This window comes from Pseudomonas sp. MT3 (assembly GCF_054720805.1).
The window spans coordinates 122,428-148,269 of sequence record NZ_JBTVPY010000014.1 but is presented as its reverse complement, the minus strand read 5'-3'; the positions used below and the strand labels follow the sequence as shown (position 1 = coordinate 148,269).

General features: G+C 66.9%; 28 protein-coding genes, 1 tRNA gene and 3 pseudogenes. 12 read left to right on the top strand and 20 right to left on the bottom strand.

Annotated features, from left to right (window positions below):
• Nucleotides 1–100: 100 nt before the first annotated feature.
• Both idi and ACYCAX_RS16380 read right to left on the bottom strand, forming a co-directional pair.
• Entirely contained in the window at nt 101–649 is a 549-nt protein-coding gene (gene idi / locus ACYCAX_RS16385; RefSeq protein ID WP_294974346.1) for an isopentenyl-diphosphate Delta-isomerase, read from the bottom strand.
• 42 nt (nt 650–691) lie between these two features.
• Nucleotides 692–1,141, bottom strand: a complete 450-nt coding sequence (locus tag ACYCAX_RS16380) for a DMT family transporter (RefSeq protein ID WP_015479030.1) — start codon at nt 1,139–1,141, stop codon at nt 692–694.
• Nucleotides 1,142–1,231: 90 nt separating this feature from the next.
• On the opposite strand from ACYCAX_RS16380, the gene ACYCAX_RS16375 reads away from it, so the two are divergent.
• On the top strand, nt 1,232–1,639 hold the full coding sequence (locus ACYCAX_RS16375) for an SRPBCC family protein (RefSeq protein ID WP_460248395.1): 408 nt from the start codon (nt 1,232–1,234) through the stop codon (nt 1,637–1,639).
• 98 nt (nt 1,640–1,737) lie between these two features.
• On the opposite strand, the gene ACYCAX_RS16370 is transcribed toward ACYCAX_RS16375, so the two are convergent.
• The gene (locus tag ACYCAX_RS16370; RefSeq protein ID WP_460248394.1) at nt 1,738–3,765 is read right to left on the bottom strand and encodes an FAD-dependent oxidoreductase; all 2,028 of its coding nucleotides are present in this window, start codon (nt 3,763–3,765) and stop codon (nt 1,738–1,740) included.
• Nucleotides 3,766–3,954: 189 nt separating this feature from the next.
• Between ACYCAX_RS16370 and ACYCAX_RS16365 the strand changes: the two genes are divergently transcribed.
• The 8 genes from ACYCAX_RS16365 to ACYCAX_RS16330 all read left to right on the top strand — a co-directional run bounded on the left by ACYCAX_RS16365 (nt 3,955) and on the right by ACYCAX_RS16330 (nt 13,718).
• Nucleotides 3,955–4,143 carry a hypothetical protein gene (locus ACYCAX_RS16365; protein WP_294974335.1) on the top strand — a complete coding sequence of 63 codons (189 nt, stop codon included), beginning with the start codon at nt 3,955–3,957 and terminating at the stop codon, nt 4,141–4,143.
• Between the two features lie 153 nt (nt 4,144–4,296).
• Nucleotides 4,297–7,374: a formate dehydrogenase-N subunit alpha gene (fdnG, locus tag ACYCAX_RS16360; RefSeq protein ID WP_460248393.1), complete on the top strand. Its 3,078-nt coding sequence runs from the start codon at nt 4,297–4,299 to the stop codon at nt 7,372–7,374.
• Between the two features lie 8 nt (nt 7,375–7,382).
• Nucleotides 7,383–8,315, top strand: coding sequence for a formate dehydrogenase subunit beta (gene fdxH / locus ACYCAX_RS16355; protein ID WP_015479025.1), 933 nt, complete (start codon nt 7,383–7,385; stop codon nt 8,313–8,315).
• Between the two features lie 72 nt (nt 8,316–8,387).
• Nucleotides 8,388–9,014: a formate dehydrogenase subunit gamma gene (locus ACYCAX_RS16350; RefSeq protein ID WP_460248392.1), complete on the top strand. Its 627-nt coding sequence runs from the start codon at nt 8,388–8,390 to the stop codon at nt 9,012–9,014.
• 125 nt (nt 9,015–9,139) lie between these two features.
• Nucleotides 9,140–10,072, top strand: a complete 933-nt coding sequence (fdhE, locus tag ACYCAX_RS16345; RefSeq protein ID WP_460248391.1) for a formate dehydrogenase accessory protein FdhE — start codon at nt 9,140–9,142, stop codon at nt 10,070–10,072.
• A gap of 122 nt (nt 10,073–10,194) precedes the next feature.
• On the top strand, nt 10,195–11,601 hold the full coding sequence (gene selA / locus ACYCAX_RS16340; RefSeq protein WP_460248390.1) for an L-seryl-tRNA(Sec) selenium transferase: 1,407 nt from the start codon (nt 10,195–10,197) through the stop codon (nt 11,599–11,601).
• Nucleotides 11,598–13,514, top strand: a complete 1,917-nt coding sequence (selB, locus tag ACYCAX_RS16335) for a selenocysteine-specific translation elongation factor (RefSeq protein ID WP_460248389.1) — start codon at nt 11,598–11,600, stop codon at nt 13,512–13,514. The genes selA and selB overlap by 4 nt, the downstream gene beginning before the upstream one ends.
• A gap of 108 nt (nt 13,515–13,622) precedes the next feature.
• Nucleotides 13,623–13,718 (top strand) — tRNA-Sec (locus tag ACYCAX_RS16330).
• A gap of 81 nt (nt 13,719–13,799) precedes the next feature.
• On the opposite strand, the gene ACYCAX_RS16325 is transcribed toward ACYCAX_RS16330, so the two are convergent.
• The 7 genes and pseudogenes from ACYCAX_RS16325 to ACYCAX_RS16295 all read right to left on the bottom strand — a co-directional run bounded on the left by ACYCAX_RS16325 (nt 13,800) and on the right by ACYCAX_RS16295 (nt 16,220).
• Nucleotides 13,800–14,135 (bottom strand): type II toxin-antitoxin system RelE/ParE family toxin, encoded by a 336-nt coding sequence (locus ACYCAX_RS16325; protein WP_294979552.1) that lies wholly within the window; start codon nt 14,133–14,135, stop codon nt 13,800–13,802.
• A complete protein-coding gene (locus tag ACYCAX_RS16320; protein ID WP_015479019.1) occupies nt 14,132–14,368 on the bottom strand; it encodes a type II toxin-antitoxin system ParD family antitoxin in 237 nt (78 codons plus the stop codon). Before ACYCAX_RS16320 ends, ACYCAX_RS16325 begins: the two co-directional genes overlap by 4 nt.
• A 41-nt stretch (nt 14,369–14,409) precedes the next feature.
• Nucleotides 14,410–14,661, bottom strand: a pseudogene (locus ACYCAX_RS16315) (tyrosine-type recombinase/integrase); the annotation flags it as partial.
• A gap of 138 nt (nt 14,662–14,799) precedes the next feature.
• The gene (locus ACYCAX_RS16310; RefSeq protein WP_294979546.1) at nt 14,800–15,084 is read right to left on the bottom strand and encodes a type II toxin-antitoxin system RelE/ParE family toxin; all 285 of its coding nucleotides are present in this window, start codon (nt 15,082–15,084) and stop codon (nt 14,800–14,802) included.
• Nucleotides 15,081–15,340, bottom strand: a pseudogene (locus tag ACYCAX_RS16305) (antitoxin of toxin-antitoxin stability system). Before ACYCAX_RS16305 ends, ACYCAX_RS16310 begins: the two are co-directional and overlap by 4 nt.
• Before the next feature lie 236 nt (nt 15,341–15,576).
• A complete protein-coding gene (locus ACYCAX_RS16300) occupies nt 15,577–15,885 on the bottom strand; it encodes an excalibur calcium-binding domain-containing protein (protein ID WP_015479014.1) in 309 nt (102 codons plus the stop codon).
• A gap of 131 nt (nt 15,886–16,016) precedes the next feature.
• Nucleotides 16,017–16,220 (bottom strand): hypothetical protein, encoded by a 204-nt coding sequence (locus tag ACYCAX_RS16295; protein WP_015479013.1) that lies wholly within the window; start codon nt 16,218–16,220, stop codon nt 16,017–16,019.
• Nucleotides 16,221–16,471: 251 nt separating this feature from the next.
• On the opposite strand from ACYCAX_RS16295, the pseudogene ACYCAX_RS16290 reads away from it, so the two are divergent.
• A pseudogene (locus ACYCAX_RS16290) lies at nt 16,472–16,964 on the top strand (hypothetical protein).
• Between the two features lie 36 nt (nt 16,965–17,000).
• Here ACYCAX_RS16290 and ACYCAX_RS16285 read toward each other — a convergent pair.
• The 9 genes from ACYCAX_RS16285 to ACYCAX_RS16245 form a co-directional block, all read right to left on the bottom strand.
• Nucleotides 17,001–17,696: a M15 family metallopeptidase gene (locus ACYCAX_RS16285; RefSeq protein ID WP_294979542.1), complete on the bottom strand. Its 696-nt coding sequence runs from the start codon at nt 17,694–17,696 to the stop codon at nt 17,001–17,003.
• Nucleotides 17,693–18,154: a glycine cleavage system protein H gene (locus tag ACYCAX_RS16280; RefSeq protein ID WP_294979539.1), complete on the bottom strand. Its 462-nt coding sequence runs from the start codon at nt 18,152–18,154 to the stop codon at nt 17,693–17,695. Before ACYCAX_RS16280 ends, ACYCAX_RS16285 begins: the two co-directional genes overlap by 4 nt.
• Nucleotides 18,155–18,293: 139 nt before the next feature.
• Complete coding sequence (locus ACYCAX_RS16275) at nt 18,294–18,668, bottom strand: DsrE family protein (RefSeq protein WP_015479009.1); 375 nt, start codon at nt 18,666–18,668, stop codon at nt 18,294–18,296.
• Nucleotides 18,655–19,149, bottom strand: a complete 495-nt coding sequence (locus ACYCAX_RS16270) for a GNAT family N-acetyltransferase (RefSeq protein WP_015479008.1) — start codon at nt 19,147–19,149, stop codon at nt 18,655–18,657. The genes ACYCAX_RS16275 and ACYCAX_RS16270 overlap by 14 nt, the downstream gene beginning before the upstream one ends.
• Before the next feature lie 13 nt (nt 19,150–19,162).
• A complete protein-coding gene (locus ACYCAX_RS16265; protein ID WP_015479007.1) occupies nt 19,163–19,723 on the bottom strand; it encodes a DUF4136 domain-containing protein in 561 nt (186 codons plus the stop codon).
• Nucleotides 19,724–19,841: 118 nt separating this feature from the next.
• A complete protein-coding gene (locus tag ACYCAX_RS16260; RefSeq protein WP_294979536.1) occupies nt 19,842–20,423 on the bottom strand; it encodes a DUF4136 domain-containing protein in 582 nt (193 codons plus the stop codon).
• Nucleotides 20,424–20,476: 53 nt separating this feature from the next.
• On the bottom strand, nt 20,477–21,247 hold the full coding sequence (locus tag ACYCAX_RS16255; protein ID WP_015479005.1) for a methyltransferase: 771 nt from the start codon (nt 21,245–21,247) through the stop codon (nt 20,477–20,479).
• Nucleotides 21,244–21,561 carry a nucleotide pyrophosphohydrolase gene (locus ACYCAX_RS16250; protein WP_015479004.1) on the bottom strand — a complete coding sequence of 106 codons (318 nt, stop codon included), beginning with the start codon at nt 21,559–21,561 and terminating at the stop codon, nt 21,244–21,246. The genes ACYCAX_RS16255 and ACYCAX_RS16250 overlap by 4 nt, the downstream gene beginning before the upstream one ends.
• 53 nt (nt 21,562–21,614) lie before the next feature.
• Nucleotides 21,615–22,472 (bottom strand): MaoC family dehydratase, encoded by an 858-nt coding sequence (locus tag ACYCAX_RS16245; protein ID WP_460248388.1) that lies wholly within the window; start codon nt 22,470–22,472, stop codon nt 21,615–21,617.
• Nucleotides 22,473–22,677: 205 nt separating this feature from the next.
• On the opposite strand from ACYCAX_RS16245, the gene ACYCAX_RS16240 reads away from it, so the two are divergent.
• Both ACYCAX_RS16240 and ACYCAX_RS16235 read left to right on the top strand, forming a co-directional pair.
• Complete coding sequence (locus ACYCAX_RS16240) at nt 22,678–23,685, top strand: AraC family transcriptional regulator (RefSeq protein WP_015479002.1); 1,008 nt, start codon at nt 22,678–22,680, stop codon at nt 23,683–23,685.
• A 65-nt stretch (nt 23,686–23,750) separates the two neighbouring features.
• Nucleotides 23,751–24,155 carry an EF-hand domain-containing protein gene (locus ACYCAX_RS16235; protein WP_015479001.1) on the top strand — a complete coding sequence of 135 codons (405 nt, stop codon included), beginning with the start codon at nt 23,751–23,753 and terminating at the stop codon, nt 24,153–24,155.
• Nucleotides 24,156–24,377: 222 nt separating this feature from the next.
• Here ACYCAX_RS16235 and ACYCAX_RS16230 read toward each other — a convergent pair whose 3' ends face one another.
• A complete protein-coding gene (locus tag ACYCAX_RS16230; RefSeq protein WP_294979526.1) occupies nt 24,378–25,733 on the bottom strand; it encodes a 3-oxoacyl-ACP reductase in 1,356 nt (451 codons plus the stop codon).
• Nucleotides 25,734–25,842: the final 109 nt, after the last annotated feature.

Below are 25,842 nucleotides of genomic sequence, written 5' to 3'. Positions count from 1 at the left end.
GTGTTGCGAAGGCGCGCATCATAGTGGCCGGCGCGAAGAATTGCGCGGTCTTTCGACGAAGAGAAGGGGCGACGAACAGCGCGGGCGCGAACCGCGGGCTTCAGTCCGTCGACAGGACCGTGAGTCCGCCGTGGTCGCGCAGGTACTGGCGGAACGTCGGGTAGCAGAGGCGGAACCAGGGGGTGAAGCGCTCGGGCTGCGCCGCCATCTCGGCGTCCAGATCGGCCAGGGCGACGTAGCGGAAGTCGTCGGCTTCCTCGGGATCAGGCCGCGGCGGCTGGTCGTCGATGGCGCCGAACAGGTGGCCGTACTCGTGCTCGGTCATGCCGTTGGGCAGCTCCAGGCGGTAGCTGAACTCGAACAGCTTGCGCAATGCGACCTGTACGCCCATTTCCTCGCGCAGCCGGCGTTCGGCGGCGTGCCGGGCTGATTCGTCCGGGTACGGATGGCCGCAGCAGCTATTGCTCCACAGCCGGCCACAGTGGTACTTGCCCAGCGCGCGGCGTTGCAGCAGCAACTCGCCGGCGCGGTTGAACAGGTACACCGAGATGGCCCGGTGGCGCAGCCCCAGGTGGTGCGCCTGGTGCTTCTCCATCGTACCCGTCGGGTTGTCGTGTTCGTCGACCAGGATCACCTGGATATCGGTCATGGGATTCTCCTGCGAGCGTGCCGTGCGCCGCCCTCCAGCTTATCAGCCCTTGCGGATCATCCAGATGCCGACGGCAATGGCGGCCATGCCGGCGATCTTCAGCCCGCTGACCGGCGCTTCGCGGAATCCGGCCCAGCCGAAGTGGTCGAGGGTCATGGCCATGCCCAACTGGCCGGCGAGCACCAGTACCATGAACATCAGCGCGCCGACACGCGGGGCGGCGAAGGCGGCAATGAAGATGAAGAACATGCCGAGGAAGCCGCCGCACCATTGCCACCAGGGCAGCTCGCGCAGGGCGGCGAGGCTGGGGAAGTCGCGGTTGGCCAGGGTCAGCACCAGCAGGCCCATGGTGCCGACGAAGAAGGAAATCAGCGCGGCGGCCAGCACGCTGGACACCTGCTTGGCCAACTGGCCGTTGATGCCGGCTTGCAGCGGCAGGCAGGCGCCGGCGATCAGGGGTAGTACGAACATCCACCAGGGCGGCGTGGGCATGGAGGGACTCCTGGGCAATCGAAGCGGAAAGGGCAGCCGGCTAGTATGCACCAGACTGGAGCATCTCTGCGCCCGATCCCTGGAGCCGCCATGACCACGTTGCCTTCCCGCACCCTGAGTGTCCGTATCGAGCGGCGCTGGGGCGAGACCTATGACTTTCTCGCCGAACCGGCAAACTTCCCCCGCTGGGCCTCCGGCCTGTGCACTGCCATCGAGCCGCTGGAGGGCGAGCTGTGGCTGGCGCAGACAGCCCAGGGCCCGCTACGGGTGCGCTTCTCGCCGCGCAATGCCTTCGGCGTGCTGGACCATGCGGTGCTGCCCGAGGACAGCCCGGCGATCCACATCCCGCTGCGCTTGATCGCCAATGGCGACGGCTGCGAATTGCAATTGACCCTGCTGCGTCAGCCGCAGATGGATGACGCCACCTTCGAGCGGGATGCGCAGTGGGTGGAGAAGGATCTGTTGCAGGCGATCAAGGGGCTGCTGGAGTCAGCGTGATGCCGGTGCGTCCCCTGTAGGAGCGAGCTCGCGAACCGCCCGGCACCGCAGCAGCAGGGAAAACTGTTCGCGAGCAAGCTCGCTCCTACGAAGAGCCGTCAAAGGCGTGCGGCCAACTCCGCGCCTTCGCGGATCGCCCGCTTGGCGTCCAGCTCCCGCGCCACGTTGGCACCGCCGATGACGTGGTAACGCAGGTTCTCCGCCGGCAGCGTCGGCTGCAGTTCCAGCAGCGGCTCCTGTCCGGCGCAGATCACCACGTTGTCCACCGCAAGACACTGCTCCCTGCCGTCGATGCGCACGTGCAGCCCGTCGTCGTCGATGCGCAGGTACTCCACGCCACCGTGCATCCGCACGCCGTGGTGCCGGAGGTGCGCGCGGTGCACCCAGCCGCTGGTCTTGCCCAGCCCGGCGCCGGGCTGGCCGGCCTTGCGCTGCAGCAGCCAGAGTTGCCGGCGCGGCGCGGCGGCGACCGGCGGGATCAGCCCGCCCGGCGTGGCGTTGTCCAGGTCGATGCCCCACTGGCCGAGCCAGTCGCCCAATGGCTGCGGTCCGTCACGCTCGGCCAGGAGGAAACTGGCGACGTCGAAGCCGATGCCGCCGGCACCGATCAGCGCGACCTTCTCGCCCACCGGCGCGCCGCGCAGCACGTCGAGGTAGCCCAGCACCTTGCCGTGGGCGATGCCCGGAATCTGCGGCGTGCGCGGGCGTATGCCGGTGGCGACGATGACCTCGTCGTACTCCCCCCGCAGCTCGCCCCGGATGATGCGCCGGCCCAGTCGCACGTCGACGCCCAGTTCGCGCAGGCGCACGGCGAAGTAGCGCAGTGTCTCGTGGAATTCCTCCTTGCCCGGCACGCGCCTGGCCAGGTTGAACTGCCCGCCGATCTCGCCGCTGGCCTCGAACAGCGTCACCCGGTGCCCGCGCTCGGCCGCCACGCAGGCGGCGGAAAGCCCGGCTGGCCCGGCGCCGATCACGGCGATGCGCTTGGGTATTCGCGCCTTGCGGTAGCGCAGCTCCGTCTCGAAGGTCGCGCGCGGGTTCACCAGGCAACTGGCGCGGCGGTTGGCGAAGGCGTGGTCGAGGCAGGCCTGGTTGCAGGCGATGCAGGTGTTGATCGCGTCGGCACGCCCGGCGGCGGCCTTGGCCACGAACTGCGGGTCGGCCAGCAGCGGGCGCGCCAGGGAGACCAGGTCGGCATGACCGTCGGCGAGCAGTCGTTCGGCGACTTCCGGCGTATTGATGCGGTTGCTGGCGATCACCGGCACGCGCAGCTCGCGGCGCAGGCGCGCGGTGATCTCGGCGAAGGCGGTACGCGGCACCGAGGTGACGATGGTTGGCACCCGCGATTCGTGCCAGCCGATGCCGGTGTTGAGCAGGTCGATGCCGGCGCCTTCGAGGGCTCGCGCAACGGTGCGCACCTCGTCCCAGCGGTTGCCGCCGTCCACCAGGTCGAGCAGCGACAGCCGATAACTGATGATGAAGCGCTCGCCCAGCGCGCGGCGGATACGCCGGACGATCTCCAGCGGCAGGCGCATGCGGTTGCCCAGGTCGCCGCCCCAGCGGTCCTCGCGCTGGTTGGTGCGCGGGCTGAGGAACTGGTTCAGCAGGTAGCCCTCGCTGCCCATGATCTCCACGCCGTCATAGCCGGCGGCCTGGGCCAGCTTCGCGCAGCGGACGAAGGCGGCGATGGTGCGCAGGATGCCGCGCTCGGAGAGTTCGCGCGGGCTGAACCAGCTGATCGGCGATTTGACCGGCGAGGCGGATACCACCAGCGGGTGATAGCCGTAGCGCCCGGCGTGGAGTATCTGCAGGAGGATCTTGCCGCCTTCGCGCTGCACCGCCTGGGTCAGGCGCCGGTGCGCCGGAACCTGCAGGCCGCTGGTGAGGCTGCTGCCCAGCGGCAGCAGCCAGCCTTCGCGGTTGGGGGCGAAACCTCCGGTGATGATCAGCCCGACGCCGCCGCGTGCCCGTTCGCGGTAGTAGGCGGCGAGCTTGCCGAAATCCCACAGGCGGTCCTCCAGCCCGGTGTGCATCGAGCCCATCACCACGCGGTTGCGCAGTTGGGTGAAGCCCAGGTCGAGCGGGGCGAGCAGGTGGGGGTAGGGCGGGGTGGCGGCGCTGGGCATGGACGGAACCGTGGGCAGGTGAGGTCCCATCACCCTATTGGCTTGCCGTGCGTCGGTGAACGGCCCGGCTGCCGGCTCATTCAGGCATTTCGGTCAAGCCGGCGGTTGACAGCTGGCGGATAGGTTCCAGACTTTCCCTTATGGCAGGGTCCTGTGCCCCGATCGCAGGCTGAAGTGACGGAGGTCGTCATGAAAGCGATAAGAAGAAGACATGCGCGCCATTACCTGCTCGCCATCCTCGTCGGGCTGGCACTGCTGGGCTTGCACGAGTCCCTCCAGCGTGACCGCCTGCAGTCCGCCTGCCGCCCGGACGGCAACGGTATCTCCTGTTCCTACCCGCCGACTGCCCATTTAGGCGTATTGACCAGTCCGTTCTGAGTGACGTCCTGACGCGCGTCAATGCGCCGCAAAAAACCCGCGTGCATGGTCTGCCCCGCTCAAAGCTGGCGCATTGCCCCGGCTTGGCTATCTTTTAAGCAGCAAGGGTCCGGCGATGTACCGGACGTACGCTGCCTGATCAGGAGACGCACGATGGATATGAACCGTCGGCAATTCTTCAAGGTTTGCGCTGTAGGCCTTGGAGGATCGAGCCTGGCGGCACTGGGGGTTGCACCCCCGGATGCCTTTGCCGACCAGGTCCGCCATTTCAAACTTGCGCGCACCGTCGAAACCCGCAATACCTGTCCGTACTGCTCGGTGGGTTGCGGCATCCTGCTGTACAGCCAGGGGGATGCGGCGAAGAACGTTGCGCAGAACATCATCCACATCGAGGGTGATTCCGATCACCCGGTGAACCGCGGCACGCTCTGCCCCAAGGGTGCGGGCCTGCTGGACTTCGTCCACAGCCCCAACCGCCTGAAGTATCCGGAGATCCGTGAGGCCGGTTCCAGCGAGTGGAAACGCATCGGCTGGAACGAGGCGCTCGACCGCATCGCCAAGCTGATCAAGGAAGACCGCGACGCCAACTTCATCGAGAAGAACGCCCAGGGCCAGACGGTGAACCGCTGGCTGACCACCGGTTTCCTGGCCGCGTCGGCGTCTTCCAACGAAGCGGGCTACATCACCCACAAGGTGGTGCGTTCTCTCGGCATACTGGCGTTCGACAACCAAGCACGTGTCTGACACGGCCCGACGGTGGCAAGTCTTGCCCCGACGTTTGGCCGTGGAGCCATGACCAACCATTGGACCGACATCAAGAATGCCGATCTGGTCCTGATCATGGGCGGCAACGCTGCTGAAGCGCACCCGTGCGGCTTCAAGTGGGTGACCGAGGCCAAGGCGCACAACAAGGCGCGCCTGCTGGTGGTCGACCCGCGTTTCACCCGTTCCGCCGCGGTGGCCGACTATTACGCGCCGATCCGTACCGGGACCGACATCGCCTTCCTCGGCGGTCTGATCAACTACCTGCTGGAAAACGGCAAGTACCAGAAGGAGTACGTGCGCAACTACACCGACGTCTCCTTCATCGTGAAGGAGGGCTTCGGCTTCGAGGACGGCCTGTTCAACGGCTACGACGCCGAGAAGCGCACCTACCCGGACAAGTCGTCCTGGCAGTACGAACTCGGTGAGGACGGCTTCGCCAAGGTCGACCCGACCCTGCAACACCCGCGCTGCGTGTTCAACCTGATGAAGCAGCACTACAGCCGCTATACGCAGGACGTGGTGAGCAACATCTGCGGCACGCCCAAGGACATGATGCTCAAGGTGTGGGAGGAGATCGCCACCACCGCCGCGCCCGACAAGGTGATGACCGTCATGTACGCCCTGGGCTGGACCCAGCACTCGGTGGGCGCGCAGATGATCCGCACCGGCGCGATGGTCCAGCTGCTGCTGGGCAACATCGGCATGCCCGGCGGCGGCATAAACGCCCTGCGCGGCCACTCCAACATCCAGGGCCTGACCGACCTTGGGCTGCTGTCCAACTTGCTGCCGGGCTACCTGACCCTGGGGATGGACGCGGAGCAGGACTACGATGCCTACATCGCCAAGCGCACGGCCAAGCCGCTGCGCCCGGGGCAACTGTCCTACTGGCAGAACTACGGCAAGTTCCACGTCAGCCTGATGAAGTCCTGGTTCGGCAAGGCCGCCACCAAGGACAACAACTGGTGCTACGACTGGCTGCCCAAGCTCGACATGCCGGGCGCCGGCTACGACGTGCTGCGCTACTTCGACATGATGTACCAGGGCAAGGTCAACGGTTACTTCTGCCAGGGCTTCAACCCCATCGCCTCCTTCCCCAACAAGGCCAAGGTCAGCGCCGCGCTGGCCAAGCTGAAGTGGATGGTGGTGATGGACCCGCTGGCCACCGAGACCTCCGAGTTCTGGCGCAATGCCGGCGAGCACAACGACGTCGATACCAAGGCCATCCAGACCACGGTGTTCCGCCTGCCCACCAGTTGCTTCGCCGAGGAAGACGGCTCCATCGTCAACTCCGGGCGCTGGCTGCAATGGCACTGGAAGGGCGCCGAGCCGCCGGGCGAGGCGCGTACCGACATCGCGATCATGGCCGGCCTGTATCACCGCCTGCGCAATGCCTACGCCAAGGACGGCGGCAAGTTCCCCGACCCGATCCTCGGCCTGGACTGGAACTACCTCAAACCCGACGAGCCGGGCCCGGACGAGCTGGCCAAGGAGTACAACGGCAAGGCCCTGGCCGACCTGGTCGACCCGGCCAACGGCATGCTCCTGGCGAAAGCCGGCGAACAGCTGCCGGGCTTCGCGCTGCTGCGCGAGGACGGCAGTACCGCCAGCGGCTGCTGGATCTTCGCCGGTTCCTGGACGCAACAGGGCAACCAGATGGCCCGCCGCGACAACAGCGACCCCTACGCGATGGGCCAGACCCTGGGTTGGGCCTGGGCGTGGCCGGCCAACCGGCGCATCCTTTACAACCGCGCCTCCGCTGACCCCAGCGGCAAGCCCTGGGATCCGGTGAAGAAGCGCCTGGTGTGGTGGAACGGCAAGGCCTGGGGCGGCACCGACGTGCCGGACTACAAGGTCGACGTACCGCCGGAAGCGGGGATGAACCCATTCATCATGAACCCCGAAGGCGTGGCGCGTTTCTTCGCCGTCGACAAGATGGCCGAAGGCCCGTTCCCCGAGCACTACGAGCCGTTCGAGACGCCGATCGGCATCAACCCGCTGCACAAGAACCCGCAGGCGATCAACAACCCGGCGGCGCGGGTGTTCAAGAACGACATGGAGCTGTTCGGCAAGGCCGACGAGTTCCCCTACGCCGCGACCACCTACCGGCTCACCGAACATTTCCACTTCTGGACCAAGCATTGCCGTCTGAATGCGATCATCCAGCCGGAACAGTTCGTCGAGATCGGCGAGGCGCTGGCCAAGGAGCTCGGCATCAAGGCCGGCGACCGCGTGAAGGTCTCCTCCAACCGCGGCTTCATCAAGGCGGTGGCGGTGGTGACCAAGCGCATCCGGCCACTGCAGGTCAACGGCAAGACCGTGCACCACGTGGGCATCCCCCTGCACTGGGGCTTCTCCGGGGTTGCGCGCAACGGCTACCTGACCAACACCCTGACCCCCTTCGTGGGCGACGGGAACACGCAGACGCCGGAGTTCAAGTCCTTCCTCGTCAACGTGGAAAAGGCGTGAGGTGAAGCATGAGTAGCCAAGACATCTACGCCCGCTCCGCCACCACCACGCCGATGCCCTCGGTGCGGCGCGAGGAGGAAGTGGCCAAGCTGATCGACGTGTCCAAGTGCATCGGCTGCAAGGCCTGCCAGGTCGCCTGCTCGGAATGGAACGAGCTGCGCGACGAGGTGGGCCACAACCACGGCACCTACGACAACCCGCTGGACCTGACGGCGGAATCCTGGACGGTCATGCGCTTCACCGAATACGAAGCGCCGGCCGGCAACCTGGAGTGGCTGATCCGCAAGGACGGCTGCATGCACTGCGCCGAGCCGGGCTGCCTCAAGGCCTGCCCGAGTCCGGGGGCGATCGTGAAGTACGCCAACGGCATCGTCGACTTCAACCAGGACCACTGCATCGGCTGCGGTTACTGCATCACCGGCTGTCCGTTCAACATCCCGCGCATCTCGCAGAAGGACAACAAGGCGTACAAGTGCACCCTGTGTTCCGACCGCGTGGCCGTGGGCATGGAGCCGGCCTGCGTGAAGACCTGCCCGACCGGCGCCATCGTCTTCGGCACCAAGGAGGACATGAAGGAGCATGCCGCCGAGCGCATCGAGGACTTGAAATCGCGCGGCTTCGAGCATGCCGGCCTGTACGACCCGGAAGGGGTGGGCGGCACTCACGTGATGTACGTGCTGCACCACAACGACCAGCCGTCGCTGTACGCCGGACTGCCCGACAAGCCTGCGATCAGCCCGCTGGTCAGCCTGTGGAAAGGCATCACCAAACCCCTCGGCCTGCTGGCGATGGGCGCGGTGGTGCTGGCCGGCTTCTTCCACTACACCCGCACCGGTCCCAACCGGGTGGAGGAGGATGAGCCGGGTGGCTCCGATCCGGAGGCTCCGGTGAACAAGGTCGACCCTTCGGTGCATGACTATGACCCGCGTAAGCGCCCGTGACCTCCCTGGCAGTCGCTTTTGCCCCCTCTCCCCCTGGGAGAGGGCTGGGGTGAGGGCTACGAGGATCGAGAAATGAAAAAAGATATCCAGCGCTACAACGCCAACGAACGGAGCAACCACTGGATGGTGGCCATTCTGTTCTTCCTCGCCGGCCTCTCGGGGCTGGCGCTGTTCCACCCAGCCATGTTCTGGCTGACCCACCTGTTCGGCGGCGGGCCGTGGACGCGGATCCTCCACCCCTTCCTCGGGGTGGCGATGTTCCTGTTCTTCCTCGGCCTGGTGATCCGCTTCGCCCATCACAACCTGATCGAGAAGCGCGACACCCAATGGCTCAAGCAATGGCGCGACGTGGTCGCCAACCGCGAGGAAAACCTCCCGGAAGTCGGCCGCTACAACGCCGGACAGAAGCTGCTGTTCTGGACCCTGCTGCTGTGCATGCTGGTGCTGCTGGCGACCGGTTTCGTGATGTGGCGGGCGTACTTCAGCCACCTCTTCGGCATCGACCTCATCCGCCTTGCCTCGCTGCTGCATGCCTTTGCCGCCTTCGTGCTCATCTGCAGCATCCTGGTGCACATCTACGCCGGGATCTGGGTGAAGGGCTCTATGGGCGCCATGCTCTATGGCTGGGTCAGCCGCGGCTGGGCGCGCAAGCACCACAACGGCTGGCTCAAGGACGTGGAGAAGGGCAAGGGCCACTGACCTTTGACGTAACCGCCGGCTGGCGCGAGAGCGTCGGCCGGCACGAACAGTCCCCTTTCCCTCCGGGAGAGGGCTAGGGTGAGGGGCTTTTGACGCTCCGATCCGCTATCAACAAGGAGTCCTGCGTGTCAGGCCGAATCCTCGAACCCGGGCAGATCGAAGCTGCCGCCAACATTCCCCCGCTGTTCAATCTGCCGTCCCCCGATCTCTTCAGCCGGCGCGCCGTGCGCCTGCGCCAGTTGGCGCCGGGCAATCCGCTGCAGGGCTATCTCGAACTGATCGCCGGTGTCTGCGCCGCCCAGCAGGCGTTGCTCGACCGCAAGCTGCCGCTGCCGGGCCCGGATGCTGCCGCGCTGGCTCGCAGCCGAGAACACCGCATGCCGCCGCTGGCTTACGAAGTGCTAGTGCGTGAAGGAGCCTGGCTGCCACTGCTGGACGCTTTCCTCGACGCCTACGAGCCCACTGCCAACCCGGCCATCGTCCAGGCGCTGCAGGCCCTGCGCGGTGCCGATGAAGGCCAGCGCAAAGCCTGGGCGCTGGGCCTGCTCAACGGCCAGTTCGACCTGTTGCCGCCGGCGCTGGTGCCTTTCCTCGGCGCAGTACTGCAGGTTGCCTTCAGCCAGTGGCTGCTGGCGCTGCCCGACGACAGCCTGGGCGAAACCGACAGCCAGACCCTCTGCCCGGCCTGCGGCGCGCCGCCGGTGGCGGGGATGATCCGCCATCGCGGCAAGTTCGCCGGGCTGCGCTATCTGTCCTGCTCGCTGTGTTCCTGCGAGTGGCACTACGTGCGGGTGAAATGCAGTCACTGCGCCGAAAGCAAGGGCTTGGCCTACTACTCGCTGCAACGCGACGGCGTGGCCAGCGACCAGGCATCGCTCAAGGCCGAGACCTGCCCCGGCTGCCAGTCCTACCTCAAGCAGTTCTACCTGCAACACGATGAGCACGCCGAGGCCCAGGCGGACGACCTGGCGAGCCTCGCGCTGGACATTCGCCTCGCCGAGGATGGCTACCTGCGCACCGCGCCGAACCTGCTGCTGGCGCCAGGCGGTTCTTCGTAGGGCGGATAACGCGGAACGTGTTATGCGCCGCCGTCTTCACGTCGAGGTAGCCGGCGGATAACCGCGAGCGGTTATTCGCCCTACACTGACTCCAGCCAACGCCCCCAGCACAAGGCCCGTCCATGACCTCGGTACGCCTGCCTTCCATCGACCGCCTGCTGCGCAGCCCGGCCTGCCAGCCGCTGCAACAGCGCTATGGCCGCGAGGCCCTGCTCAAGACCCTGCGCGACCTGCTCGATGAACTGCGTGAACCCGCGCGCCACGGCCAACTGGCCGCCGCCGAACTGCAAGATGCGGTGCTCGCCGGCCGCGCCGGCGAGCGCCTGGCCGCGCACCATACCAGCCGCGTGCGCCGGGTGTTCAACCTCACCGGCACCGTGCTGCACACCAATCTCGGCCGCGCCTTGCTGCCGGAAGAAGCCATCGAAGCCATTACGCTGGCCGCGCGCTACCCGCTCAACCTGGAGTTTGACCTGGCCACCGGCAAGCGCGGCGACCGCGACGACCTCATCGCCGGGCTGATCCGCGAGCTGACCGGTGCCGAGGCCGTCACCGTGGTCAACAACAATGCCGCCGCCGTGCTGCTGGCGCTCAACAGCCTGGGCGCGCGCAAGGAAGGCATCATCTCCCGTGGCGAACTGATCGAAATCGGTGGCGCCTTCCGCATCCCCGACATCATGGCCCGCGCCGGCGTGAAACTGGTCGAGGTCGGCACCACCAACCGCACCCACGCCAAGGACTACGAAGCCGCCATCGGCCCGCGCTCGGGCCTCTTGATGCGCGTGCATACCAGCAACTACAGCGTGCAGGGCTTCACCGCCAGCGTCGCCACCCCGCAACTGGCGCAGATCGCCCACGCCCACGGCCTGCCGCTGCTGGAAGACCTGGGCAGCGGCACCCTGGTCGATCTCACCCGCTGGGGCCTGCCCAAGGAGCCCACCGTGCAGGAAGCCCTGCGCGACGGCGCCGACATCGTCACCTTCAGCGGCGACAAGTTGCTCGGCGGCCCGCAGGCCGGGCTGATCCTCGGCAGCAAGGAACTGATCGGCAAGATCAAGAATAACCCGCTCAAGCGCGCCCTGCGGGTGGACAAGCTGACCCTCGCCGCCCTGGAGGCCGTGCTCAACCTCTACCGCGACCCAGATCGCCTGGCCGAACGCCTCACCAGCCTGCGCCTGCTCAGCCGGCCGCGGACCGACATCCGTGCCCAGGCCCAGCGCCTCGCCCCGGCGTTGGCGACGTTGCTGGGTCAAAGCTGGAACGTCAGCGCCGTGGATGCCCTGGGCATGATCGGCAGCGGCGCCCAGCCGGTCGCCCGGCTGCCCAGCGCCGCCCTGTGCCTGCGCCCGAACCAGCCCAAACGCCAGCGCGGCCGCGCGTTGCTGGATCTGGAAGAGCGCCTGCGCTGCCTGCCGATCCCGGTGCTCGGCCGCATCGACGACGACGCCCTCTGGCTCGACCTGCGCCAGCTCGACGACGAGCCCGGCTTCGTCGCGCAGCTGGCGCTGCTGGCCGAGGGCGATTCGTGATCGTCGGCACCGCCGGGCATATCGACCACGGCAAGACCTCACTGCTGCGCGCCCTTACCGGTATCGAAGGCGACCGCCGCCCAGCCGAGCGCGAGCGTGGCATCACCATCGACCTCGGCTATCTCTATTCCGACCTGGGCGATGGGGCGCTCACCGGCTTCATCGACGTGCCGGGGCACGAGCGTTTCGTCCACAACATGCTTGCCGGCGCCAGCGGCATCGACCTGGTACTGCTGGTGGTGGCCGCCGACGACGGCGTGATGCCGCAGACCCGTGAACACCTCGCCATCGTCGAGCTGCTGGGTATCCGTCGTGCCATCGTCGCGCTGACCAAGGCGGACCGCGTGCCCGCCGAATGCCTGGAGCAAGCCGCGCGCGAAGTGCAGGCGCTGCTCGCCGAGGGGCCGCTGGCAGGCTCACCGGTCCATGCGGTTTCCAGCCTCAGCGGCGAGGGCATCGAAGCCCTGCGCGAGGCGCTCACCGACGCGGCGCGAGACATCCGCGAGCGCACCGCAACCGGTGGCTTCCGCCTGGCCGTGGACCGTGCCTTCAGTGTCAGCGGCGCCGGTGTCGTCGTCACCGGCACGGCCTTCGCCGGCACCGTGACGGTGGGCGATGAACTGCTGCTCGGCAGTGCCGGTCGTCGCGTGCGAGTGCGCGGCCTGCATGCGCAGAACCGCGAGGCGCAGCAGGCGCATGCGGGGCAGCGCGTGGCGCTGAACATCGCCGGCGAACGCCTGAGTCTCGAGCAGATCCATCGCGGCGACTGGTTGATCGCGCCGGACCTGCACGCACCCACCACGCGCATCGACATCGAACTGCACGTGCTGCCCAGTGAAACGCGGGCCGTCGCCCACTGGACGCCGGTGCACGTACACCTTGGCGCCCAGGACGTCACCGGCCGCGTTGCCCTGCTCGAAGATGAACGCCTGCAACCGGGCGAGCGGACCTTCGCACAATTGGTGCTGAACGCGCCCTGTCACGCTGTGCACGGCGATCGCCTGGTGCTGCGCGACCAGTCCGCCCAGCGCACATTGGGGGGCGGCCGCGTGCTCGATCCCTTCGCTCCAGCACGCAACCGGCGCAGCGCGGAACGCCTGGAACAACTGCGCGCGCTGCAGGATGACAGCCTGGAAAGCGCGTTGCCGACCCTGCTGGCGCACGCCGGCAATGGCCTCGATCCGGCGCTGCTGGCGCGCCAGTTCAACCGCCCGCGAGAGGGCTGGGCACTGCCTTCCGAACTGGTCGAAATCAACACGCGTCTCGGCGCGCGGTTGTTTGCCGCCGAGCGCTGGTCCGCGCTGCAACGGCACCTGCTCGACGCCCTGCAGCGCTTCCACGAAGAAGCTCCCGACGAACTCGGCCCCGACCGCGACCGCCTGCGCCGCTACGCTTTTTCGCAACTGGAACGCCCCGTCTTCATCGCCCTGCTGGAAAGCCTGCTGGCGACCCCGCGCATCGACAGCAGCGGCCCCTGGATTCACCTGCCCGATCACCGCGTACAACTGGGCGAGGCCGACGAGCGCCTGCGCGAACGCCTCTGGCCGTTGCTGCTCGCCGGCGCCTTCGACCCGCCCTGGGTACGTGACCTGGCCCGCGAGGTCGGGGCCGAGGAAGGCGATGTGCGCCTGCTGCTGCGCAAGCTCGCCCGCCTGGGGCAACTGCACCAGGTGGTGAAAGACCTGTTCTACCCGGAGGCCACTATCCGCCAGCTCGCCGGCCACGCCCTGCACCTGCGCGGCGAAGCCGGCATCATCCGCGCCGCCGCCTTCCGCGACCGCATCGGTATCGGCCGCAAGCGCTGCATCCAGTTGCTGGAATACTTCGACCGCATCGGCTTCACCCGTCGCTTCGGTAACGAACGGCGTATCCGCGAGGATTCGGCGCTGGCTCAGGCCGAGCGCGCCGACTGACGATCCTGAGCCCGCTGCGGCATCGCCACGCTGGCATCTGTCGGGGCAATGATGGCAACATCCAGGCTCCCGATCCGCCGACGCGCTCCAGCGCCGGCTCCAGTCCAGGGAAGGCAATCACGCCCGGTGGCGTGGCCGGGCTTCAAACCCGGTGGGGGACGGCAGCCGTTCCTGGGTGGGTTCGACTCCCACTGCCTTCCGCCAACTCTCCCCTCTACAGCCCGCGTGGCTCTGGGCTTCCGGCTCTGCCTGGGAAGACGTTTTGGCGTAAGTGTCGAAAGACTTTCAGTGAGGTGTACCCTCGCCAGCCTGCATCCAGGAAGGGATGTCGTTCATGCCGTGGAGTACGCGCCACACATCGATGTGATCGTCTCGCTCGACGTAGAACACCAGGTAGGGGTAGCGCTTGAGGGGCCAGCAATGCAGCCCCGGCAAATCCAGCTCATGGACATAGCGGGATGAGCCACCGGCAGGGGGCCGGGCGATATGGGCGTATGCCTTTTCCAGGGCATCGACAAACCCCAGGGCAGCCTGTTCGGCGTCTTCGCTCAGGTAGTAATCGACAGCCGCTTCAACGTCCTGATTGGCGAGTACTCGCGGAATGACGGGCTTTGCCTTCATCCACGGGCCTTCCGTACCCGGGTGCGGAGCGATTCGAAGTAGTCACTGTCGGCAGGTGCCGCTGGCATCGACTCTGCGCCGGCGATCAGCAAGCCCCGCAGACGCTGACGGTCCTGATCCTTGCGAATCAGCTCGCGCACGTACTCGCTACTGGTGCCGTAACCACGCTGGCTGACCTGCTCATCGACGAAGCTCTTGAGTGTATCCGGCAGGGAAATGTTCATTGTGCTCATGGGGCCGGTCTCTCGGGAATGGCAAAATTTGCCAAAACATACTAGCACTCGTGATCCTCCCCGGTATCGAGCAGGTGACGAAAGCCCCTGATCGGACCCAACGTCAACACGTACAGCAGGTGATCCGGCGCGAGGTGTGCGTAGCGCATGGTCATGTTGAGCGAGGCGTGGCCGAGCACCCGTTGCAGCGTCAGGATGTTCCCGCCGTTCATCATGTAGGGACTCGCGAAGGTATGGCGCAGCATGTGTGTCTTCTGGCCCGACGGCAGGTTCACGCCTGATATTTTTACCGCGTAAGGGTAAATATTCGAAGTAGAGCGAAGGATGTCGAAATCACTTGCCGTCACTCGCCAATGCCCTGAATGGCCCTGCTGAACGCCCCGATCTCAGTGGTGTTAGCCAGAGATGACCAAAAACGGGTTCAAATCCCCTCACTGCTGCAATGGTGGCCACATTCTGGCGGTATGCACCAAAGCCAGAATCCACGCGCTGTCCCTGCCGATCTGGTAGGCCGGCCTGTAGCTTTCGTGTGGGATCAGCTCACGGGTGCCGGGAGTCTTTCCCGGCTTTCCCATTTCGAGGAAGTCGGCCAGCTTGGCTGCTGTGGCACTGAACAGCGAGTCCACGCGCACGGTTGCGGAGGGGGTGTCGATGGCGATGAAGTCCCAGATATCGAAACGGTCCTGCTCGGCCTCAGGTGTCCAGTAGATTTTCATTCGTGACCCGATGCCTGGGCCCGTCGGGCGGCGAAGGCGGCTTCGACATCATCGTTGGAACGGCCACGCCCCGCTTCCATCGAGGCACGTCCCGCCTCGACCTTCTGGCGCAGGTATTCGTCATAGTCCTGGGCCTGCCGCTGTTGGTGGATGAATTCGCGCATCATCCGGGACGCTGGGCAACCTCGGCAGCCGCCATGAAATCAGCGCGCAACTCGGGCTCAGACTTCATGGTGAATACGGCTTCTTTGGACATGGGCTGCCTCTCTGGGTGATGAAGACGTATATACCTCGTTCACTCTGTGCCATATCCCATACCAGCCGGAAGCCCTCAGCAGACCAGCGGAAGCACGCCAGAAACCGTCGAAATCAATGACCGGAACAGGAAGGCGAAAATCCTGCCTGCCACTGATATTGGTCTGCATAGAGTATTGATAAACAAGGCATTTTAAGGGGCGACTCCCACTGCCTTCCGCCACTTTCCTTCCTCCGCTACATCTGGCACCACTGCTCCTCGCAGGGAATGCCGTCGCCATCGCCATCCATCTTCATGCCCGGACAACTTCTCAGGAAAGCCTTGGCCTCCGCGCAGGAGGTCATCTGCGAGCAGTACTGGCGACCGTCGCAGCGTACGTTGGGCGTTGACTCGGCCTGGGGCGCTGGCTCTGGCGAGGTGTCGGCGGGCTGGGAGCTCGTGAGCGGGGTGGGGGACGAGCGGAAGAACCGGGACTGCCAATCGGGGTTGTCCATGTATTGCCAGGCGAGCACGGCCAGGGCGGCAAGGACGATCCATTTCTTCATGGGCGGTCACCGGAGTTGTGTTGCGTGACATTCTAGCGGGCCGCTCGATTGGCTTCCTGTCGCTTCACCTCATGGGGTTCCGGCGCTTCCCGACAGCCGTGGCGGCCACGGTCTGTCGAGGTCATGCGGCGTCATTGCCCCCACATCATCCGCTGCTGCTGTGCCGAGTAGTCGTCGTTCTGCAGTTGGATGCGGGTGGGCTGGCGTTCGAGGTTGTCTTCGCCGAAGGATTCGCGCACAGGCGATTCGATGGCGCTGAAGTGGTTGTAGCGCGGGGCGTCGGCGCAGCCGACGAGGGTGATGCAGGCGAAGGTGACCACGGAGAGCTTGAGCATGGGGGAGTCCTCCTGGGGGGAGCCTCGAGAGTCGGCTGGGAGGATTAACGGCGGATTAAGGGGGGCGCTTGCCACTGGCCGCCCCAGGAGGCTCTACGGCGAGTCGAACGCGCGGCCGACAGGGACGCTGTTACGCGCGTCTGCGAGCTCCTGTCTGAGAACTCCTGGGTATTTCGTCGGACGGCGCGAACCGCGCGGGCCGCAGCGAGTCTGATGGTTATCTCAACCCCCGCCCTGGAGGCGTCTTGGTCATGAAGAAATCCCTGGTTGTAGCAATAGCCTGTGCGTTTGCGCTCGGGGCGACAGCCTTGCTGCCTGCAGACCTGTCTCCAATCGGCTCCGTCTACGCCAAAGGGAATGGCGGTGGTGGCGGTAATGGTGGTGGCAACGGCGGCGGCAATGGCGGCGGTCACGGCGGTGGCCAGGGGGGGGGCCGGTCATGCGGGCGGCAAGTCCGACGGTAACTCGGGTGTCCACGGTGCGAAGAGCAACGGCAGGACCGATGGCGTAGAGCACGCCGGCAAGTCCACTCGCGACCACGGCCTGAGCGGTAACCACTACGGCAGCAGCAAGAACGACAGCAACGGGCATGGTTCGACGACTTCGTCCGTGGCCCATTCGAAGGATACCCGTGGCCTGTCCAAGGCAACGGCGATCTCCGACACCACGCCGGGTACTCACAATACCAAGGGCCTGGACAACGCTTCCGATAACTCCACGAAGAATGACCACGACGACGATTGAGTCGTCCTGCGGCCAGGGACGGCCGCTATCCCTCCTTCAGCGCACCGGAAAATCGAAATACCTCGACGGATAAGGCTCGGCCTTCAGCCGGTAATGCCACCATTCCGCGGCGTAGGGTTCGAAGCCGTGGCGCAGCATGGCCTGGCGCAGGGTTTCGCGGTTGCGGGTCTGCGTCGGTGTAATCAGTGCGGTGCCGTGTCGGGAGATGGGGCCGAAGAAGTCGAAGCGGCTGCCCATGTCCAATTCTTCCCCGGTCCTGGTGTCCACCAGCGTCAGGTCGACGGTGCTGCCGCGCGAGTGCGCTGAATGCTGGGCGATGTAGCCGTCGCGAAACAGGGTGCGCTTGTCCTGGTCCGGGTAGTAGCGGGCTTTCTGCTGAGTGTCCTGCGAGGTGGCGGCCCAGCGCCTGAAGGCTTCCACCGCGCGCTGCGGACGATAGCCGTCGAAGATCTTCAGGGACAGGCCGCTGAGCGCCAGGTCGTGTTCGACGTTTTCCAGGGCCCTGGCCGCAGGCTCGGTGAGGATGATGCGCGCGACAAGGTAGCCATCGATCGGTGCGCCGACGAAGTTGTCGTTGCCGGCGTAGCGCACGTCGTAGCGCGCGGATTTCAGGATCTGGTCGAGGTAGACGAAGCCGGGCTGGGCCGGTTGGTCGGCCTGCAGCGGCAGGCTGGCGAACAGGCACGTCAGGAGCGGCAGGCGCCAGCGTCGTGCCGCGCCTGCCTGGCTCATGGGCGCAGGGCCTGGACCCCGTCGTCATCGGGGTCGTAGTTGTCCAGGTACATGCGCTGGGCGAAGGCGTCCCGCGCGACCTGGCCTTGCAGGAGGCGGGCACGGGCGGTGGCCCAGTCGTCGGGCTTCAGGCGCACCATCCAGCCTTCGCCGTAGCAATCCTGGTTGATCAGCCCCGGTCGCCGCACTACGGCCTCGTTGCTGGCGAGGATGTGGCCGTCCAGCGGGCAGCGGGCGGACGAGGCGGCCTTGGCGAACTCGACCACGCCGAAGCTGCGGTCACGTTCGATGTGCCAGCCGTCGCGCTTGGGGGTGAAGGCGAAGATCTGTCCGTAGAGTGCGCAGCCATAGGCGGTGAGGCCGAGGGTGACGGCGCCGCCGGGTTCCTCGCGCAGCCAGAGGTTGTACTCGGGGGCGTAGAGGAGGTCGTCAGGAAACTCCAGGCCATGCAGCTTCATTTAAGCCTCTCGTAGGGTCTGCGCTTTGTCGATGCTGCGTCAGACGCCGCTTCGAAATGCTCATTTCCGTGGATTGTGAACTCCGCTTTCTCAGCGGCGTCTTCCTTGTCTCAACTTCGCTCGACGCCTCCGAAGTGGCTTAAAGGGTCAGCACCCGGTCGTATTCGAGGATCATCCGCGCCAGCTCGCCGCCGCTGGCGATTTCGTCGACTTCCTCGATCAGCCGGCTTTCGTCGATGGCCACGCCCGGTGCGCGGCACATCAGCAGGCGCGCGCCGGCTTCCTTGGCCTGCTGGATGAAATGGCTGATGGGCTCTCCCCCCTCGGCGGCGTAGAGGTGGTCGGCGATGTCCTGGAAGGCCAGGCGGGTGCCTTCGCCGCTGAGGAACAGGGTGACCTGGGCGTCCATGCAGGCCAGCAGGGTGGCGGTGTAGAAGGGCGCCGCGCAGCGCGCCGGGGTGCTCGGGCCGCTGCCGACGATGATCAGCACCCGCTGGCGGTCAGATGGGCTCAAGGGTTTTCTCCAGTTGTACCAGGGCGATACGCCGGCCCTGTGGGTCGTCGCGCTCGACGATGGCCTGCGGCCGGTAACCCAGCCGAGTGTAGAGCAGCAGCCCGGCAGCGTTGGCGTTGAAGCAGGACACTTTCATCACCCGTGCCTTGTACTGGTCGCGGGCGAGGTTCTCCATGACTTCGATCAGGTACTGCGCCACGCCGTGCCGGCGCGCCGAGGGCGCGACCATCATGTTGCCCAGCGCGCAGTATTCGCGCGGTTGCCACTGGTAGAAGTTGGCGAAGCCCGCCGCGCGCCCGTCCAGCAGGGCGAGGGTGCTGCCGCGGCGTTCGGCCATTGCGGCGGCGAGCTGGCCGACGGTCAGCGGCCAGCTCGCCTTGGGATAGCAGTAGAAGAGCTCGTCGCGATCCTGTGGAAAGCGCACCACCTCGTCGAGGTCGCCCGCGGCGGCGGGGCGGTGGGTGAGGACTGGATGTTCCACGTGGGCTCCCGGCTCAGTGCGGCGGATACTGGGCGATGACTTTCTGCACCGTCTCGCGGATCGCCGCTTCACGCTCGGCGGGCGTGGGCGGGCTGCTGCGCATGATCTGCTCGCCGCTGCCGCGCCAGACCAGCTTGCCGTCCTTGCCGTCGAACAGGTCGACCTGGATGGTGGCGACCTTGTAGGTGACGGTGCGGGTCTCGGCCATTGGCGGCGGGCCCCAGTAACCTCCCCAGTAGCCGTTCCAGTAGCCACCGCTGTAGGAGGTGACCTGGTCCTGGCGTTGGTCGACGATCAGGTAGGCGCGCACTCTCACGTCGCCGATATTGCCGCCCTGGGCCTGGCGCAGGCCGCGCTGGTCGAGCTGGTCGGCGACCGCCTGGCTGATGCGTTGTTCGGTGAGATCGCTCTTGATGCGCGGGTCGTCCGGGCGGTACTCGAACGACGGCTGCGCCCAGCTCCAGCTCTGGTAGCGGGAGAAGTCGCGGGTGGTGTCGTAATCGCGGCTGAGGCTGGTGGTTTCGCAGGCGGCCAGGCCCAGCATCAGGCCCAGAAGCAGTAATCGGCGGATCATGATGGAATTACTCCTGACAGAGCTCTCATCCAAGCGCAGAGTCCGCGCAAAGGCAAGCGGCAGAGCGGTCGCGCCGGGATGCCGGGGCGGGAGGCGGCTGTTCTCCTGCCGCGAACGATCAGCCCGGCGGGTAGCCGTCCAGGGCCTTGCGCGCGGCCTCGCGCAGGGCGTTCGCCTGCTCATGCTGGCCGTCGCCGTTCTCGTATTCGGCGCTGCCGCTCCACACCTGCTGGTGGCTGCGGGCGTCGAACAGGGCGATGCGCACCACGCTGACGGTGACCACATAGGTGCGGGTGACCGGATAGTAGCCGCCGCCGTACCAGGGGTCGCCCCAGCCGCCGTAGTAGCCGCCACCGTAGTAGTCGGTGGTCTGCCGGGTGCGCTGCTCGCTGGACAGTTGCGCGCTGACGACCAGGTCCGCCGGCGCATCGCTCCGTGCCGGGCGCAGGCCGCGCTGGTCGAGGGCTTCGCTGACGGCGTCCTGCAGCGGGCCGCCGAGGCCGGCGCCGCCGGCCCAGCTCCACGAGCGATAGTGTCCGTAGTCCAGCGGCGGCGCCGGGTAGCTGCCGGGGTCGAGGCCGGGATTGGCCGCCGACGCGGGCGCCGGTGGCATTGGCAGCGAGGTGGCGGTGTACGGGTTCTGGCTCTGGCAGGCGGCCAGGGCGGCGAACAGTGGCAGGATCGGCAGGTAACGCGGCATGACGGACTCCCGCACGCCCGGACCGGTTGGCGTGCGCAACGACAACTATGCACTCAATCCTGCGGTCGGCACAGCCAGTGCAGGTAGCGGCCCAGGCCGGCGAAGGCGGGATGTCGACGGTATTGCACCTCCATCTCCACCAGGTCCAGCGGCTCGGCCTTGTGCTGGAACTCCACTGGCATGTAGTCGTGGAACACCCGCACGCCGCTACGCGCCTCGATGCGCCAGTGCCCATTCATGGCGTCTTCCAGCACGCGCGGGTCGAGCGGTTCCTGCGGGGTGAGGCTCTGGCCTTCGCCGGCGAAGCGGTTCTTGCGCAGCTTGCGGAAATGCCCCTTGAGCAGGTTGCGGTAGATCAGCGCATCGCGGTTGTAGAAGGCCAGGGACAGCCAGCCGTCGGCGCGGGTCAACTGGTGCAGCACGGGTAGGATCGCCAGTGGTTCGGCCAGCCATTCCAGCACGGCGTGGCAGATCACCAGGTCGTAGGGTTCGTTGAGCTGGCCGAGCAGGTCCTGCCAGGGCGCCTCGATGAAGGTGGCGGGAAGGCCAGCCTCGGCGAAGCGCTGGCGTGCGCCTTCGAGCATCGGCGCGGCGGGTTCGGCGAGGGTGACGTCATGGCCGCGTCCGGCCAGCCACAGCGACATGTGGCCTAGGCCCGCGCCGATATCCAGCACGCGCAAGGGGCGGTCCGGCAGGGCTTCGGCAAGGTCGGCCTGCAGCACCGCGAGGCGGATCGCGCCCTTTGCGCCGCCGTAGATCTTCTCGGCGAAACGCGTGGCCAGTTCGTCGAAGTGGCGGTCGCCGGTCTTGGGAGGCTGGCTCACTTGGCGCCTCCTTCGATGAAGCGCCGCTCGCTGTCGGCCAGCTTGGCGCGCACCGCCTGATCCATGTCGATACCCAGCTCGGCGCACAGCAGCAGGAGGTAGAGCACGATGTCGCCGACTTCCTGTCCGGCGTGGGCGAGCTTTTCCGGCGGCAACTGACGGGATTCGTCCTCGCGCAGCCACTGGAAGATTTCCACCAGCTCGGCCATCTCCACGCTGGCGGCCATCGCCAGGTTCTTCGGGCTGTGGAAGCGGCTCCAGTCGTTGTGGTCGCGGATGGCGTGCAGGCGCGCGGTGAGTTCTTCGAGGTTCATGCAGATGGGGCTCCAACGTGAGCCCCATAGCTTCAGGCTTCGGGCGGACGCCTTCAAGCGTCGAGCGGGCTCCAACTGCCGGCCATGTGCGGCAGGTCGTCCTTGCCGCGCAGGCTGAACTGCCCGGCCGGCGCCGGTTCGCTGGCCAGCAGGCTGACCGAGGAGGGCAGCAGCACCGGCTTCTGGAAGCGCACCTCGACCCGATAGCCGGCCATCGGCAACTGCTCGCCCAGCGCCGCCAGGCTGCGCGCCTTGTTCCACAGGCCGTGGGCGATGGCGCGGGGGAAGCCGAACAGCCTGGCGCTGGCGGCGGACAGGTGGATCGGGTTGTAGTCGCCGGCGACGCGGGCATAGCGGCGGCCGATGTCCGCCGGGCAACTCCAGGCGTCGATCTGCTCCAGCGGCAGTTCGGCGTTCTCGGTACGGGCCGGCGGCGTGCCGTCCAGGCGCATGCCACGGAACAGGATGCGGCTGTCGCCTTCCCAGAGCAGGCCGAGCTGGTCGTGCAGCTGGGTGATGATGCTGAAGGTCACGCCTTTTTCGTGGGGCTGCAGGTTGTCCACCCGCACGCTGACGTTGAACGGACCGAGCCCGCCCAGTGGGCGCAATACGCTGATACGGTTTTCCAGGTGCACCAGGCCCAGCAGCGGGAAGGGGAAGCGCGCGTCGGTGAGCAGCCCCATCTGCAGGCCGAAGGCCAGGATGTGCGGGTAGGTGGGCGGCAGCAGGTGGTTGTCGGCGAAGCCGCAGACCTTGCGATAGCGCTCCAGGTGCTTCGGATCGACCGTGACCGGGCAACGCAGGCCGCGGGTCGGCAGGCTGCGGCCACGCACGCCGCGGCGCACGGCAGCGCGGACGAACAGGCCGGTGAGGGCGGGGGGGGCGGACAGGTCGAGCCAATCGCGGGACATCGGGTATCTCCTGACGAGTATTCAATCAGCTTAGCCGCCGCTCACCGGCGGGCATTGGCCGTGGTTTCGCGGCGTGCGGCAGGCAAGTCAATCTGACCGTCCGATTGCTCGGAGATTTCGTTCAAGTGCCGTTCTGATTCTCTTGAGGGGCGACAGGAAAGCTGCCTAAGATGGGCCCGCCTCATGGATAACTAGAAAAAACACCATGCGTGATCTGACCGACGATGTGGCGCTGATGCGCCCGGTGATCGACGCCCTGCGCGCCAGCGGCACCGACCCCGACCGCGTCCTGGCGCGCGTCGGCCTGCCCGCTGGCAGCCTGCCCGCCGGACGTTTCCCCCACAGCGCCCAGAACCTGTTCTGGAAAGCCGCCGCCGAAGAGTGCGGCCAGGAGCACGTCGGCCTCTACCTGGCCGGCCACCTGCCGGCGTTCCACGGTTTGCTGCTGGAGTACCTGTTCCTCTCCAGCGCCACCTTCGGCGAGGGCCTGCGCCATGCCCTGCGCTATGTGCGCCTGCTCTCCGACACCCTCAATGCCCGCCTGGAAATCGAGGGCGAGCGCGCCGTGCTGCTGCTCGGCCATACGGCCGGGACCAACCGGCACTTCCCGGAAATGCTCGCAGGCGCGGTGGTCCGTCTGTTCCACGCCCTCACCGAGGGCGATTTCAATCCCCATGAAGTGCAACTGATGCACGAAGAAGGCGCGCCCGCCGAGCGCTACCGTGAGGTCTACGGTTGCCCGGCCGTGCTGGGCGCCGAGCGCTACGCCCTGGTGTTCGACGCCGCGGTGCTGGACAAGCCTTCGCGCCACGCCGCGCCCGAGCTGCTGCGCATGCACGAGTCGCTGGCGCGCCGGCAACTGGCGGAGGTCGAGCGCCTGGACCTGGTGCGCAAGGTGCGCGAACTGATCGGCGTGCTGCTGGTGGACGGCGGTGCGACGCTGGAGCAGGTCGCCGCCCGCCTGGACATGCCGGCCCGCCGCCTGCGCGAGCGCCTGGCGATGGCCGGGGTGCGCTTCAACGATCTGGTCACCGACTATCGCTGCCGCCTGGCCAAGGAGCTGCTGCTCAAGACCGACGAGCGCATCGAGGTGATCGTCGAACGCACCGGTTTCTCCGAGCCGAGCACCTTCTACCGCGCCTTCAAGCGCTGGGTCGGCGAGACCCCGGTGGAGTTTCGCCGCCGTGGCCGTCCGCAGACGCCGGCGGAGTGATCGAATACCTTCGAGTGGACTGCTGAGTAGGCTTTGCGCGCCTTTCCCAGTCCAAGGAGTTCTCGATGCGAAGCCGAATCCGTCACGCCCTGCTGTGCAGTGTCGTTCTGTTGGGCAGCCAACAGGCGCTGGCCGGTGAAATGGGCGAAACGGCCTTTTCCCGCCTGGACCGCGATGCCAATGGCTATATCGAGGCCAGTGACATGGCGGCGATGCGCGAACGCATGTTCCATCGGCTGGACCGTGACCAGAGCGGTTTCCTCAGCCGCGAGGAACTGACCCCGCCGAGCCAGAGCAGCCACCCGGCGCCGAATGCCGTGGTCTGGCCGGACAAGGATGGCGACGGCAAGGTCAGCATCACGGAGTTCCTGGCCCAGGAACCGGCGCTGATCCTGCGCGGCGATCGCGATGGCGATCACCGGTTGAGCGCGCAGGAGTTCCAGCAGTTGATTGCGGCGCATGGACGGTGAGTGCGGTGGCGGAATAGTCCCGGGCTGAGTTCGACTGCGGAAGGCGATGCTTGCGTAGGAGCGGAGCTTCTCCGCGAAATCCCGGCGAAGCCGGGGCAGTCGTTGTGGCCGGCCTTGCGGCGGGATCGCGGATAACTCCGCTCCTGCAACAGCCGATTCACCCCGAGACGGTTTGAGAGGTGAATCGGCGTACAACCGCGAACGGTTGTACGCCCTACGCGGTCAGGCGCCCAGCAGGCTCTGCCCGCACACCCGCAGCACCTGCCCGCTCACCGCGCCCGAGCCCGGCTGGGCGAACCAGGCCACGGCTTCGGCGACATCCTGCGGCAGGCCGCCCTGGCCCATCGAATTCATGCGCCGGCCGGCTTCGCGGATGGTCAGCGGAATGGCAGCGGTCATCTGGGTCTCGATGAACCCCGGCGCCACCGCGTTGATGCTGATGCCCTTCTTGCCCAGCGCCGGCGCCCAGGCCTGCGCCAGGCCGATCAGGCCGGCCTTGCTCACCGCATAGTTGGTCTGGCCCATGTTGCCGGCGATGCCGCTAATGGAGGCGAGCAGCACCACGCGGCCGTCGTCGTGCAGCTTGCCGGCATCCAGCAGGGCCTGGGTCAGCACCTGCGGGGCCTTGAGGTTCACGTCGATCACCGAGTTCCAGAACGCCTCGCTCATCTTGGCGACGGTCTTGTCGCGGGTGATGCCGGCGTTGTGCACCACGATGTCCACGCCGTCGGGCAGCGTCTCCACCAGTTGCGCGCCGGCGTCGGCGGCGCAGATGTCCAGCGCCACGCCTCGGCCGCCCAGGCGCGCGGCCAGCGCATCGAGGGCATCCTTGGCCGGCGGTACGTCCAGCAGCACCACGTCGGCGCCGTCGCGGGCGAGGGTTTCGGCAATCGCCGCGCCGATGCCACGGGCGGCGCCGGTCACCAGCGCGCGCTTGCCCACCAGCGGGCGGCTCCAGTCCTGCACCTGCTGGCCGTAGGCGGACAGGCGCACCACCTGCCCGGACACATAGGCGCTCTTGGGCGAGAGGAAGAAGCGCAGCGCACCTTCGAGCTGGTCCTCGGCGCTCTTGCCGACGTACACCAGTTGCACGTTGCCACCGCGGCGGATTTCCTTGCCCAGGGAGCGGCTGAAGCCTTCCAGGCTGCGCTGCACGCTGGCGGCGATGGGGTCTTTCAGCGATTCCGGCGCGCGGCCGAGGATCACCACGTGAGGGCACTTGTCCAGGCCCTTGAGCGCGCCCTGGAAGAAGGTGCGCAGCTCGATCGTCTGCTCGAAGCGGGTCAGGCCGCTGGCGTCGAAGACGATGGCCTTGAGCTTGGGGCCATGCTCGGCGGTCCAGCGCGACAGGCCGTACTGGCCTTCGGCGAAGGCGAACAGCGCGTCGGTCAGGCGTTCGGCGAACGGCAGCAGCGCCTCGTTCAGGTTGCCCACGCCGCCCAGCAGCAGCGCTCCGTCCACCGGCCGCGTGCGCCCGGCGCTCCAGCGCTCCAGACGGACCGGCGCGGGCAGGCCGAGGGCGCCGACCAGGCGGCGGCCGACGTTGGAGTTGGCGAAGGCAATGTAGCGATCGGTCATGGAACGGGCTCCTGCACGGATTCTCGAAGTGGGATCACTTTACGCAGCCGCCGGATCGGCGCAATTGACCGCGCTGACCTGTGCGACGGCGGGGCGGCCAATGCGGCAC